Source organism: Haloarcula sp. DT43 (genome assembly GCF_037078405.1).
Lineage (GTDB): Archaea > Halobacteriota > Halobacteria > Halobacteriales > Haloarculaceae > Haloarcula > Haloarcula brevis.
Genome location: NZ_JAYMGZ010000003.1, coordinates 55475 through 68292, shown reverse-complemented (window position 1 = coordinate 68292; position 12818 = coordinate 55475). Strand labels below are relative to the sequence as shown.

The window sequence follows — 12818 nt, the reverse complement described above, 5'->3', positions numbered from 1 at the left end:
GTTGTCCCGCAACGCCCATGGACTGTAGGCACAGGTAGATGGACACATGTACAGTATCTACGGGATAAGAGTCCTAGTACTGTTTTAATATTTGGCCGGATGTCCGGTTGCGTATCGTCCAGAGACACGCGCGTTCGGAGAATTTGTTTCAACCGGAAGTGGAAAATGTGTGCTATTCGGACAGTACGTAGAGTGTTCGATGGACGCATCGCAAATCCACTGGAGTGGTAGGACGTGACGCCCGACCCGATTCGAATGAAGCGGAAGGTCCAGCAGCTGGGTTCCTCCACGCTGGCGGTGACGGTGCCCGTCGACTGGGCGCGCCAGCACGACATCTCGAAGGGTGACGAGGTCATCGTCCAGCGCGACGAGAACGGCGGGTCGCTGCTCGTCGTTCCCGAACAGCCCACCATCGAGGACGTTGAGGCGACCATCGACGCCGACGCGCTAACCCCCGACGCCTTAGAGCGGGCCATCATCACGCAGTACGTGCTGGGCCGACAGCTCATCCGGGTGGAGGCGACGGCGCCGCTGGGGCTGGAACACCGCAACGCCGTGATGGACGCCGAGCGCCGACTGATGGGACTCGGCATCGTCGAACAGGCGGAAACGACGGTGACGGTGCGGTGTTCGGTCGCCCCGGAGGACTTCGACCTCCCGACGCTGCTCGGCCGGCTCAGCCGCACCGAGGCGGTGATACGCGGGGACGCGATTTCCGCGCTCATCGAGGGCGACACGACTCTCGTCGAGACCGTCGAGAGCCGCCAGGAACAGGTCGAGAAGCTCTTTTACCTGTTCCTTCGCCTGGTGTTTACCATCTACCGGAACCCGCGGCTGAACCAGGCCGTCGGCCTGGAGACGGGCTTTCCCCTCATCGGCTACCGCTCCGTCGCACAGGACGTGGTGCTGATGGCCGACACGGCCATCGAAATCGCGGGCCTGGCGACCGATTCGGCGACGCCCGACCCGACGACCGCCACGAAGCTCACTGAACTCGGGGACGCGCTCGACGACGCGGCCAGCGCGACCCGGTCGGCGGTGACGACGCCCGACTACGACGCGACCGAGGACGCCCGCGCGGCGTTCGACCTCGTCGACGACCGCATCGACGACCTGAACAGCCATCTCGAAGCCGAGCGACCCGAACCGCTGCTCGCGCTCCAGCGCGCCGTCGTCCTGCTGGAGCGAAGCGCCAGACACGCCCGCGACAGCCTCTCTGTGGCGACCCACTTGGCCTTCCGGAACGACCCGTCGCTTGTCACCGGGGAGTAACTGTCGCGCGGCGACACATTCCTTAAATCCCTTAAGGAAACTCGAACGGTACATGTCCACTCGTGGTCATAGGAGTGGGTTTTACACATCCGAAGGAACGCTTTTCCGTAGTTCGCAATCATCTACTTCTGTCGATAAACGCGCCGGGTTCGACCAGTTCGAATCCGGAAAACTACCACATCATGACCGACCGAAACGGCGACGACATCTACGGCGACAAGCACAAGGAAGCGAACGAACCCATCTTCAGCGGCATCCCGACGTTCCTCAAGCTCCCCGAGGTCGAGCGCGATGCCCTCGACGAGGAGGACGTCGACATCGGCATCCTGGGTGCGCCTCTGGACACGGCGACGACCATCCGTCCGGGCACCCGGTACGGCCCGCGCGCCGTTCGGGCCGCCTCGACAGTGCCCTCGCCCCCCTACGAGCACTTCAACATCGAGACCGGCGTCGACCCCTTCGACACGTTCAGCGTCGCCGACACCGGCGACGCGGCCGTCTCCCCCGGTGACACCCGCCAGAGCCAGCTGAACATCGAGGACGCCGTCTACGAAATCAGCGAGCAGGCCACCCCCATCGTCATCGGCGGCGACCACTCCATCTCCTACCCCGACATCAAGGGCTGGGCCGAGGCGAACGACTACGACGACATCGGCCTCATCCACTTCGACTGCCACGCCGACACGGGCGACGAAGGGCTGACCGGCTTCAAGTACGACCACGGCGCGTGGGTCAAGCGCGTCTTCGACGACGACCTGATGGCCGGCGAGAACTACACCCTCATCGGTCCGCGTGGCTTCTGGCCCGGCCCGGACACCTACGAGGAGATGCGCGAAGCCGGCATGAAGTGGTACACCTCGATGGAAGTCGGCGGGATGGACCTCGACGACATCGTCGCTGACGCGGTCCAGCGCGCCACCGACGGCACCGACGCCGTGTGGGTCTCCTTCGACGTGGACGTGATGGAGCCGGCCTACGCCCCCGGCACCGGCGAACCAGAACCCGGCGGCCTCATCCCGCGGGAGGCCATCTACATGGTCCGCGAGGTCGTGAAGGCGCTCGACCCCGAGGACTTCGGCTTCGACGTGGTCGAGGTCTCACCGGCCTACGACACCAGCGACAGCAGTTCCTACAACGGCGGCGTCACCAGCGGGCTGGCCAACCGCCTCATCATCGAGGTCATGGGGAGCATGGCCCTCGCCGAGCAGGGGCTCGAATCCGGCGACCCGATAAAGCCCAAGGAGCCGCTCGGCCCCACCGAAGAGGCCGAGACGCCGGCCGACGACTGAGTCGGACCTCAGTTCCGCTTCTGCGCTTCCTGTACTGTTCTCATCGCGGAGAGCAGTCGGCTACGGGGCGCTTCTCGAACTTGCGCCAGTCGGTACCGACGCCGCTTGCATCTCCCAGCCGACCGTGGCCGGCTACAATCGTATCTTCAGGCGCTCTCGGCGGCGTCCGGCCCGTCGTCCCGCCGAGCGAGCAGTATCCCAGCGACGAAACAGGCGGCTCCCAGCCCGTACAGACCGTAGCTCAAAAGCTGCCCGGAGACGAGAAAGCCCGCGACGACCAGTACCCCGAACGCGGCGTGTAGAGTCGCAGTCTGGTTCACATCCGGGGTAAGTGTTCGCGATGAAAAGCGACGCGATAGGGGTGCCCTGCTCGAACGGCACCCGCTCCGGGTGGCGCCGCAACCACCCCGGTTCAGGCCGGGCGGAGGCGAACGATGGGTGCGTTTGGCGAGTCGACGGCGACGAGCACGTGCCCACTGGGTTCGACCGCGACGTCGCGGATTCGCCATCCCCTGTCGGCGAGGAGCGGCTGCGCTTCCTTGACCGTGCGCCCGTCGACGGTGAACCGGGCGAGGTACTGCGAGGCCAGTCCGCCGACGAGCAGGTCGCCGGTCCACTCCGTGAAGGCGTCGCCGGTGTAGAAGGTCGTGCCGCTGGGCGGGAACCCCCCGGACCCGCAGTCCCACGAGTAGACCGGCGCGACCACGTCGTCGCGCTCCGCGTGGCTGACGCCGATAGGCTCGCCGCTGCCGTATGTACAGCCCTCATCGGCGACCGGCCAGCCGTAGTTGCCGCCCCGCTCGACGACGTTGATTTCGTCGCCGTCCTGCTCGCCGAACTCGGCCTGCCAGATAGCGCCGGTGTCGGGATGAACGGTCATTCCCTGCGCGTTGCGGTGTCCGTAGCTGAATATCGAATCCACCGCGTCGGGGTCGTCCGTGAACGGGTTCGAGTCGGGAATCCCGCCTGAGGGCGTCAGTCGAAGCGTGGTCCCGAGTTCGTTCGTCCGGTCCTGGGCCACGTGGTCCGGCCCGAAGTCCTTGAACTGCCTGTCGCCGACAGTCACGTACACCAGCCCGTCAGGGCCGAACACGACGCGGGACCCGAAGTGGCCGTCGGAGTCGACGAACGGCTCCGCGACGTGCAACTGCTCGAACGCCGTGAACTGTGCGCCGTCGGCGTCCAGGCGGCCACGGCCCAGGTGCGTGGCCGACTCGCCGCTGTCGTTTTCCTTCGAGTACGTCAGGTACACCCACGCCGGGTCCGGGAAGTCGGGGTGAAGCGCCGCGTCGAGCATCCCGCCCTGACCCCTGGCGTACACCGACGGTGCGCCGCTGACGCGCGTGACGGTCCCGTCGGACGGGTCGACCAGGACCACGCGGCCGACGCGCTCCGTCACCAGCAGTCGGCCGGCCGCCGGCAGCGGCGTGACGCTCCAGGGAGATTCGAGCCCCTCCGCGACGGTCTCGACGGCCAATCCTGTGCCGGAACCGTCGGTCACAGCGTCTGTTGCCGCCGAGCCGCCCGCTGGCTGGTCTTCCTCGGGAGCGCTACAGCCCGTGAGTGTGCCGGCGACCGCCAGCCCGCTCGCCGCGAGAAACGTTCGTCTGTCCATCGTACTCGCGGCTACGGTTCCCGTGCTGTTAACTGCGGCCCCAATCGGCCAATGGCGGCCCAGGCGACAGCCAGTCACATCCCGGGTCCGGGCAGTGGGAAGTGTCATTACTCACGCGCGGCTATTGTCCGCCATCGATGGACCCTCATGACCGACCGGGGGACGAGCGCCTGCCGTCGGAGACGCTCTCGCCGCTTGCGGCGCGGGTCGACGAACTGCTGGCGCTGTACCGGTACGAACTCACGCCGGCAATCGACGCGATAGACGCCGCCGTGCCCGGGTACGGCGGGCTGTTCGACCCCGAGACGACCGCCGACGAGATACGGGCGGCGGTCGACGGGCTTCTCGAAGCCGGCCCGCCACAGTCACAGCGGACTCCCGGTACGTCCGGGGCGTCACAGGTCGTCCTCTACGTGGACGGTAGCGCCCACAGCAACGGCCCGGCGGGAGCCGGTGCCGTGATTCAGGCCGACGAGACGGCGATTGCCCGGCTCGGGCGGCCAGTCGGCTCCCGGACGAACAACAACGTCGCCGAGTACGCCGCGCTCCACCTCGGCCTGCAGGCGCTGACCACGCGGTGTGACCCCGCGTCGGTCGAGGTCCGCATCGACTCGATGACCGTCATCGACCACATCTGGGGGCACAAGGAGAACACCGTGCGAGCGACCCCCTACAGCACGGCGATTACTTCCTTCCTATCGAATCTGCCCGCTCACGACTGGACACACCTGGCCGACAGCGACCCGAACCCGGCGGACGCGCAGGCGACGGTTGGAGCCGATATCGCGGCCCTCGGCCCGGGGTGAGTAGCGAACGGGCGTCCGACGCGACGCTGGACACAGCGGTGGCCGTTATTCTGCCGTTTTTATTCCTCGACCACGTACAGAGTGGTAATGTACACTGACGAGCGGTTCGATTACGACGTGGCCGTCGTCGGCGGCGGCCCTGCCGGGCTGACGAGCGCGCTGTACACCACTCGACTCGGGATGGACACCATCGTGGTCAACCGCGGCGGCGGCCGCGCCGCGATGATGACCGACACGCACAACGTCATCGGCGTCACGGAGGACGTGTCCGGTAACGAGTTCCTGGAGACGGCCCGCGAGCAGGTCCAGGACTACGGCGGGACCTACGAGCGGGGCTTCGTCGAGTCCGTGACCCCGCTCGAAGACGCGGACGGGTTCACCGTGACGACCGGTGACGGCGAGCTAGCTGTCAAGCAGGTCGTCCTGGCGACCGGGTTCGCCGACGAGCGCCCGGACCCGCCGCTACCACGGACCGGTAAGGGCCTGCACTGGTGTCTCCACTGTGACGCCTTCATGTTCGTCGGCGAACCGGTCTTCGTCATGGGGACCGGCGAGGCCGCGGCCCACGTCGCGATGATTATGCTGAACTACACCGACGACGTGGACATCCTGACCCGCGGCGAGACGCCGGAGTGGAGCGACGAGACCCAGACGATGCTGGAGAACCACCCGGTCGACATCGTCGACACGGAGCTGTCGGGCAAGCGGACCGACGACGACGGGTGGCTGTCGGCCTACGAGTTCGAGGACGGGAGCGTCCGGGAGTACAAGGGCGGGTTCCCGATGCTCGGCTCGGACTACCACGCGGAACTGGCCGACGAACTCGGCCTCGAGCGGAACGACGACGGGACGGTCGCCGTCGACGACCACGGCGAGACCAGCCAGTCCGGCGTCTACGCCGTGGGTGACCTCACCCCCGGCCACAACCAGATTCCGGTCGCCATGGGAGAGGGCGCGGACGCGGGCATCGCAATCCACAAGGACCTCCGGAAGTTCCCCCGCTCGGCCGACGAGATTGCGTCGGAGGGCGCGGTTTCGGACGACGAGGTGCCCGCTGTCTCCGAGGACCTGTTCACGACGGCACTGTTACACGAGGGTCACGCCGCCGGGCCGCGGTCGGCGGACGCGCCGGAGGCCCGCGCCGACGACGACTGACCGGCCCAGCGGCTGGTTTCCTTCGACACACGGCGTTGTGGTCGGCGCAAAAACGGTCACAGCAGCCGGGCTACTCGTCGTCGTCGGCCGCACGCTGTCGATACGGCTCCAGCAGGTCGTCGAGGAGCAGACACCGGGGGTCCGTGACCGGGTACGCGGTGTCGATGTACTCCTCCGCGGTCTCGATTTCGCCGCGGATGGCGAACTGGCGGACGCGGGCCGCGTTCTCGTAGAAGTTCTCGTTGATTTCGGGCGACATCTCGGTCCGGTCGGTGGCCGGCTGCTGGAAGACGTCCCGCTGGAGTTCGTCGAAGTCGACCATCTCGGGTTCGTAGTCGTCAATCTCCGAGAGGACGTACTCGACGGCGAACCGCTGGAACTCGGACTTGTTCGAGAAGACCCCCTCCGCTACCATCTCCTCGACGCAGTCCATCACCGTTTCGGGGAACCGGACCGTTGACTTGACCACGTGTGTATCACCATACCGTCGACCCACATAAAATATACTCACGGGTGCCCCGACTGCAGTGTGTCCCCTCGGAAGTACGCAGAGAGCGATTACAGAACGTACTTTTGCCTCGGAGCCGTTCTGTAGCCTGACAATGGGTCGGCCGAACGTGTTACTCGTCGTTCTCGACTGCGTCCGCGCGGCGAACACCTCGCTGTTGGGGCACCGGCGCAGGACAACGCCCTTCCTCGAAGAATTCGGGCGCGAGGCGACGGTGTACACGCAGGCCCGAACGACCGCGAGCTGGTCGCTGCCGGCCCACGCGAGCCTGTTCACCGGCGTCCCCTCCGAGGGCCACGAACTCCGAATCACCGAGCGACTGGTGCCCGGCCAGACCGTCTTCGATTACCTCGACGGCGAGGGCTACGAGACCGGCGTGTTCTCCGAGAACCCGTATCTCACGGTGCATCCGTCCGGACTCAGTGACAGCTTCGAGACTGTCGTTACAGAACGGCCGGACTCGACGGACGTCGCGGACCCGTCCGAGACGCGCAACGGCGTCGACGGGTTCTGGTACGCCGACAGACTGACCGAGTGGGTCGACGAGCGAGCGGAGCCGTGGGCCGCGTGCCTGAACCTGATGGACGCCCACATGCCCTACGCGACGCGGGACGCCTACGACGAGTGGGGGACGGAGTTCTACTGGGCCATGCACGACGACCTCCCGATAAAGTGGGAGTGGAGCGTCTACGGGGAACAACTCCCGGCTGGCGTCGGGCAGTTGGTCGAACCGCTGTACGACGGGGCGATTCGACAGGCCGACGCCGTGCTGGAGCAGGTCGTCAGCGACCTGGCCGAGCGGGGCGTGCTGGAGGAGACGCTCGTGGTCGTCACCGCCGACCACGGGGACGGCTTCGGGGAGCCGCCACAGGCCGACACCGAACCGCCAGCGGTCATGCACGGGATGGGCACACAGGAGGAGCTGTTCCACGTTCCGCTGGTCGTCAAGGGACCCGGACAGACCGAGGGGCGTCGGGTCACGTCCCTGGCGACGCTGTCTCGGTTCCCCGACGCCGTCCTGGCGGCGTTCGACGGGGACGGGAGCGACCCCGGGTGGTTCGAAGCCCCCGACGGCCGGACGACGGCCTACCAGGCACCGCCGACCGGCCAGACCGCGGAGTATGCCGAGCAGTACACCGACGACCCCGACCGGTTCCGGCAGGCTGCGTCGCTCGTGTATCAGGACGGGCCCGGCGACACCGTGTACAAGCGCGCGGCCTGGGGCGAGGACGAGTACGCGGCTGTCGTCCGGGGCCGCCGATCCGAGCCCGCCGACGACACACCCATCGACCGCCCGCCGTCGGCGGTCGTCGCCGACTCGGCGGAGCGCAGCGAGTCGATCGACATCGACGCGCTCGCCGACGGGGACGACGAGATGGCGGAGTACGACATCGACGGCTTCGACGACGTGGACCTCGAAGCCCGGCTCGAACGACTGGGCTATCTCTGACTCACAGGACTTCGGCCGGGCAAGCGGTCACTGGCCGACCGGGGGCCAGCGCGGAACCGAAAGCGATGTTTGTGCCAACTCGATTTGTACGAACGATGTATCGCGATATTCTGGTTCCGACGGACGGGAGCGCGTCGACACAGCAGGTACTGGAGCACACACTCGACATCGCCGAGGGGCGCGACGTCACCGTCCACGCCCTGTACGTCGTCGACGACCGGGCGTTCCTGTCGATGGATGAGGACATGCAGGACGACGTGCTGGCGGACCTGCGGGCCGAAGGGGAAGCGGCCACGGCGGCCGTCGAGGAGACGGTCGAACAGGCGGGTGTCGAGGTGTCGACGGCCATCCGGCGGGGAAGCCCGGCGGAACGCATCGTCTCGTACGTTGACGAGGCCGGCATCGACCTGATTACGATGGGGACGCAGGCGGACACCTACGAGAAGAACATGCTCGGAAGCACGGCACAGAAAGTCGTCACGAAGTCGTCCGTGCCGGTGCTCACTGTCGACGTGTCCGAGTCCGAATAGGGAAGCCCGGCCACCGTCGGACGCGAGCGAGTCCGCCGTCGCAGTGTCCGGGACCGAGGTATCGGCCGGGGACGCCTGTGCCCGGTCAGTGTGACTGCGCGGTGCCGGCTCTGACGGTGAACGACCCGACGAGCGTTTCGAGCCGCTGTGCTTGGTCGGACAGCGAGTCCATTCCCTCGCTCACTTTGTTGAGCGAGGCCGTCTGTTCCTCGACCGTCGCGGAGACGGACTCGGTCTCGTCGGCGGATTCGACGCTTATCTCCGCCACCTCGTCCATCATCGACACCACGCCCTCGCTGGTGGCGGCCTGGCTGTCGGTCGTGTCGCTTATCTCCTGGACCCCGGTGTCAGTCTGCGCCGCGTTTTCCGCGACCCGCTCGAAGGCGTCGACGGCCTTCTCGACGGCTCGAATCTCCTTTTCGACCAGGTCGCTCGCCTGCTCGACCTGGCTGACGACGGTGCTGGTCTGGTCCTGAATCCGCTCGATGCGGGTCCGGATGTCGCCCGCGGACTCCTGTGTCTCGTCGGCCAGTTGCTTGACCTCGTCGGCGACGACGGCGAACCCCTCGCCCGCGTTGCCCGTGCCCGAACCGCCGGCGCGGGCCGCCTCGATGTTGGCATTGAGCGCGAGCATGTTCGTCTGCTCGGCGATGTCGGAGATGAAGTCCACGATGGACGCGATTTCCGCCATCTGGTCGTCGAGTTCGGTGACCGTCGTCACGGTCTCGTCGATGGACGCCTTGACCTCCCGGGCGTCACGCAGCGTGTCGGCGGCGAGCTCCTGCCCGTCGGTGGCGATTGTCGCGGTTTCGGCGGAGGTCTGTGCGACCTCGTCGGCCGACGCCGCGATTTCCTCGACCGCCGCCGAGAAGCTCGAGACCTCCGCGCTCGCCTCCTGCACCATGTCCCGCTGTTCGTCGGCCCCGGCGGCGATTTGCTGGATGGAGTCGCTGACCCCGTCGCTCGCCGTCGCGACCTCCTGGAGCGCCGAGTCCGATTCGGAGACCTGCCGGTCGACGGCGGCGGCGAAGGACTGAATCTCGCCAAGCGTCGCTTCGAGTTCGTCCGCCATGTCGTTGAACGCGACGCCGATTTCGCTCATCGAGTCGTTCTCGCTGTCCGCGTCCACGCGCACGGTGAAGTCGCCGTCCGACATGTCTTTCATCGCGTCCTTGTACGTCTCGGCTTTGGATTCGAGGTGGGCGTTGAGCGCCGCCACCTCCTCGCGCTCCCGTTCGGCCTCGTCACGGAGGCGCTGTGCTTCCTCGCGCTGGCTCTCGATTTCGGCGCGCTCCTCTTCGAGGTTGTCGATGCGGTTCGCCCGCTCGCGGGCCCGCTCTATCTCGGCCTGTGCCTTCCGTCGGGACTTCTCGATGGAACTCAGGTGAATCGTCAGCGAGATGGCCAGCATGGCGACGAACCCGCCGTGGATGGCTCCCCACGCGATGGGGTTCAACTGCGCCGCCGTGTGGTTGTACACCGCCGAGGGGTCGACGATGCCGAAGATGATGTGGCTCACGACGACGTAGGCAATGCCGATACCGAACGGAATCCAGTCCTCGTAGACGGCGACGATGCCGATAGCGACGAAGAAGTGGAAGTGCGCCTCGATGTACCCGCCGCTGAAGTGCACGAGCGTGCCGGTACAGAACGCCAGCCCGGTAACTGCGAGGACGGTCCGTATCCGACGACTGAACCGCGGGACGGCTGCAGCGAACGCGAATCCGGCGATGAGCCCGATTTGAAGCACCACCCGACCGGTAGGGATAGCGGGGATACTCGCGCCGGCGAACGGACTCTGTGCCGTCTCGACCAGCCCTAGCGCGAGCAGGAACGGAATGTGCGCGAGGACTGTGAGTATGAAGTACTTGTGGCGGAGCTCCCACGTCTCGTCGGGTATCGAACTCCCGTCCGGAATACTCGACAGCAGGCTATCACCGCCGACTGACCTGTCGGCGGTTCTATTTGTGCCCGTATCTGTCACGTCAGCGTTCTCCATGTCGATAAAAGCCGTTCGGAGACCATATTCCTGCTCCCGATATTATCACACTTGATTATTTCGCCATCGATACGTCGAAAACACGTCGACTCCTCCACAAATTGGAGCTGACATGTGTCGTAGTCTGGCGGGGTCCGGGGAGCGGTCACGCCGCGACGGGCGAGATACGCAGTCAGAACGTAAGTGGACCGTAAAGAACGCCTAGATGGGTTTATCCCTGTGACTGTCCAGAGGTGTCGTATGAGCGAACTGGCCGTCGGGGTCGTCGGCGCCGGCTGGATGGCCACCGACTACCACATCCCGGCCTTTACCAGCCATCCGGACACGCGTGTCGTCGCCGTCGCCGAGCGCGACGCGGACCGCCGAGCGGCCGTCGAACGCGAACAGGCCATCCCCGGCTACGACGACGCGGCGGCGATGCTCTCGGCCCACGAACTCGATGTCGTCAGCATCTGTACCCCGCCGAGCACGCACGAGGAGATATTCCTGACCGCGGTTGAGGCCGGCTGTCACGTCCTCTGTGAGAAGCCGCTTGCGCTGACCGCCGACAGCGCCCGTCGGATGGCGGACGCCGCGGCGGCGGCCGGGGTCGTCACGCAGGTGGGGTATCTCCACCGCTACTACCGGAACTACGACCGGGCGCTGGAACTGCTCTCGAACGACCTGCTGGGCGAGGTCGTGGAGGTGACCGTCGCCCATCACTCGGCCCCGCCGTCGGCCGGGTGGTACTACGACCCCGACCTCTCCGGCGGCGGCGTCGCGCGGGACCTGTTTCCCCACACGCTGGACGTTCTTCTGGAGGTGTTCGACGCGCCCCCCGAGGTGACGGACGCGCGCGTCCGCTCGCTCCGCGACCGGCCGGTCGAGGACGCCGCCAGCGTCTCGCTCGACTTCGACGGCGTGCCGGTCGAGTGCTCGGCGACGTGGACACAGACAGAGGGGGTGAGCCGCGTCCTCGTCGTCGGCACCGAGGGCTGGCTGGAACTGGACGCCGAGACCCTGCAGGGGGACGTCCACGGCCGCCCGTTCGAGTTCAGACACGGCGAGCGCTCGCTCGTCGACGTCGGCGTCGCCACGCTGTTCCCGGCCAGCGACGAGGACGCCCACACGGCGCGCATCCACGACTTCGCCGACCACGCGGCGCGCGGCGACACGGACACGGCCGCACCGGCCGCCCGCGGCGTCGCCGTCGCGGAGATAATCGACGCGGTGTACGACCGGTGTGGCGTCGACTGGAGGGCCGCTCGATGACCGTCCTCGTGACGGGTGCGACGGGCTTTATCGGGCTGAACCTGCTCGCTTCGCTGGACCGGGACGCGGTGGCGATGGTGCGGCCCGGCTCGCCCAGCGGCCGGCTCCCGTCCGGGGTCGACACCGTCGAGGCAGACCTCTCGGACCCCGACTCGCTGTCGCGGGCGCTGGCGGGCGTCGACAGCGTCGTCCACCTCGCGGCGGCCGTCTACGACACCGCCCAGATGGCCGGAACCAACGTCACGGGTACCGAGCGACTGGTCGACGCGGCGGCCGACGCCGGCGTCTCGCGGTTCGTCTTCACCAGCACCGTCAGAGCCCACCCCGAAGTGCCGGCCGACGCCGACTCCGCCTACGAGCAGTCGAAGGTCGCCGCCGAGGACCTTCTCTTCGGCCGGGACCACCCCTTCGAGGTGTCAGCCATCTATCCGACCTACATCTTCGGGCCGCGGGACTACCGGCTGACTCGGTACGAACACGTCCGGCCGATTGCGACGAACCGCCTGCTGGTCCCGCCGCTGTACACCGTCGACAGGTACAACATCGTCCACGTCGACGACGTGGTCGACACGGTTGCCCACTGTCTGGACGGCGCGCCCGGACGCCACCTCGTCACCGGACCGAACCTCTCGAACGGGCAGGTGCTGAACGCGCTGGCCCGGCACACCCCTGGCAGGTGTACCGTCGTCAACGTCCCTTACGGCGCGATTCGGTGGGGCGTCAAGCCGGCGATGGACCTGCTCTATCGCGCCGGTATCTCGCCGGTGCCGGGCGAGGGGTTCCTCGAACGGGGCGACTACGGCACTGTTCCCGAGCGGCTGACCGAACAGGCACCGGTCCGCCAGCGGTCCTGGCAGGCCGCGATAGCGGACACGGTCGCGTGGTACGACTCGGTGGGTCTGCTGTAACATGCGCGGACGTGGCCCCCGCGGGACACTCTCGC

Annotated in this window: 12 protein-coding genes; 8 read left to right on the top strand and 4 right to left on the bottom strand. The window is 67.1% G+C overall.

All coding sequences use genetic code 11. The features are described from left to right. The first annotated feature begins 255 nt into the window (after positions 1–255). Positions 256–1272, top strand: a complete 1017-nt coding sequence (locus VI123_RS12205) for an AbrB/MazE/SpoVT family DNA-binding domain-containing protein (RefSeq protein WP_336338338.1) — start codon at positions 256–258, stop codon at positions 1270–1272. A 182-nt stretch (positions 1273–1454) separates the two neighbouring features. Continuing rightward, on the top strand, positions 1455–2561 hold the full coding sequence (locus VI123_RS12200) for an agmatinase family protein (RefSeq protein WP_336338337.1): 1107 nt from the start codon (positions 1455–1457) through the stop codon (positions 2559–2561). A gap of 146 nt (positions 2562–2707) precedes the next feature. Here the strand turns inward: VI123_RS12200 and VI123_RS12195 are convergent, their stop codons facing one another. Next, positions 2708–2881 carry a hypothetical protein gene (locus VI123_RS12195; RefSeq protein WP_336338336.1) on the bottom strand — a complete coding sequence of 58 codons (174 nt, stop codon included), beginning with the start codon at positions 2879–2881 and terminating at the stop codon, positions 2708–2710. 92 nt (positions 2882–2973) lie between these two features. Further along, on the bottom strand, positions 2974–4176 hold the full coding sequence (locus VI123_RS12190) for a PQQ-dependent sugar dehydrogenase (protein WP_336338335.1): 1203 nt from the start codon (positions 4174–4176) through the stop codon (positions 2974–2976). A 137-nt stretch (positions 4177–4313) separates the two neighbouring features. Between VI123_RS12190 and VI123_RS12185 the strand changes: the two genes are divergently transcribed. Beyond that, positions 4314–4982 carry a ribonuclease HI family protein gene (locus VI123_RS12185; RefSeq protein WP_336338334.1) on the top strand — a complete coding sequence of 223 codons (669 nt, stop codon included), beginning with the start codon at positions 4314–4316 and terminating at the stop codon, positions 4980–4982. An 87-nt stretch (positions 4983–5069) separates the two neighbouring features. Next, positions 5070–6137, top strand: a complete 1068-nt coding sequence (locus VI123_RS12180) for an NAD(P)/FAD-dependent oxidoreductase (protein ID WP_336338333.1) — start codon at positions 5070–5072, stop codon at positions 6135–6137. A gap of 70 nt (positions 6138–6207) precedes the next feature. Here the strand turns inward: VI123_RS12180 and VI123_RS12175 are convergent, their stop codons facing one another. Further along, the gene (locus VI123_RS12175) at positions 6208–6606 is read right to left on the bottom strand and encodes a ribbon-helix-helix domain-containing protein (protein ID WP_336338332.1); all 399 of its coding nucleotides are present in this window, start codon (positions 6604–6606) and stop codon (positions 6208–6210) included. Between the two features lie 133 nt (positions 6607–6739). On the opposite strand from VI123_RS12175, the gene VI123_RS12170 reads away from it, so the two are divergent. Both VI123_RS12170 and VI123_RS12165 read left to right on the top strand, forming a co-directional pair. After that, on the top strand, positions 6740–8095 hold the full coding sequence (locus tag VI123_RS12170) for a sulfatase-like hydrolase/transferase (RefSeq protein ID WP_336338331.1): 1356 nt from the start codon (positions 6740–6742) through the stop codon (positions 8093–8095). A gap of 95 nt (positions 8096–8190) precedes the next feature. Next, positions 8191–8625, top strand: a complete 435-nt coding sequence (locus tag VI123_RS12165; protein WP_336338330.1) for a universal stress protein — start codon at positions 8191–8193, stop codon at positions 8623–8625. Between the two features lie 85 nt (positions 8626–8710). On the opposite strand, the gene VI123_RS12160 is transcribed toward VI123_RS12165, so the two are convergent. Further along, on the bottom strand, positions 8711–10624 hold the full coding sequence (locus VI123_RS12160) for a methyl-accepting chemotaxis protein (protein ID WP_336338329.1): 1914 nt from the start codon (positions 10622–10624) through the stop codon (positions 8711–8713). Between the two features lie 240 nt (positions 10625–10864). Here VI123_RS12160 and VI123_RS12155 point away from each other — a divergent pair, with 240 nt between their 5' ends. Further along, entirely contained in the window at positions 10865–11875 is a 1011-nt protein-coding gene (locus VI123_RS12155; protein ID WP_336338328.1) for a Gfo/Idh/MocA family protein, read from the top strand. After that, a complete protein-coding gene (locus VI123_RS12150; protein ID WP_336338327.1) occupies positions 11872–12783 on the top strand; it encodes an NAD-dependent epimerase/dehydratase family protein in 912 nt (303 codons plus the stop codon). The genes VI123_RS12155 and VI123_RS12150 overlap by 4 nt, the downstream gene beginning before the upstream one ends. Positions 12784–12818 lie beyond the last annotated feature (35 nt).

Coding starts and splice junctions, on each gene's coding strand:
- VI123_RS12160 (WP_336338329.1), bottom strand. CDS start 10,624: ATGGAGAACGCTGACGTGACAGATACGGGCACAAATAGAACCGCCGAC.
- VI123_RS12200 (WP_336338337.1), top strand. CDS start 1,455: ATGACCGACCGAAACGGCGACGACATCTACGGCGACAAGCACAAGGAA.
- VI123_RS12155 (WP_336338328.1), top strand. CDS start 10,865: ATGAGCGAACTGGCCGTCGGGGTCGTCGGCGCCGGCTGGATGGCCACC.
- VI123_RS12185 (WP_336338334.1), top strand. CDS start 4,314: ATGGACCCTCATGACCGACCGGGGGACGAGCGCCTGCCGTCGGAGACG.
- VI123_RS12150 (WP_336338327.1), top strand. CDS start 11,872: ATGACCGTCCTCGTGACGGGTGCGACGGGCTTTATCGGGCTGAACCTG.
- VI123_RS12180 (WP_336338333.1), top strand. CDS start 5,070: ATGTACACTGACGAGCGGTTCGATTACGACGTGGCCGTCGTCGGCGGC.
- VI123_RS12170 (WP_336338331.1), top strand. CDS start 6,740: ATGGGTCGGCCGAACGTGTTACTCGTCGTTCTCGACTGCGTCCGCGCG.
- VI123_RS12165 (WP_336338330.1), top strand. CDS start 8,191: ATGTATCGCGATATTCTGGTTCCGACGGACGGGAGCGCGTCGACACAG.
- VI123_RS12190 (WP_336338335.1), bottom strand. CDS start 4,176: ATGGACAGACGAACGTTTCTCGCGGCGAGCGGGCTGGCGGTCGCCGGC.
- VI123_RS12205 (WP_336338338.1), top strand. CDS start 256: ATGAAGCGGAAGGTCCAGCAGCTGGGTTCCTCCACGCTGGCGGTGACG.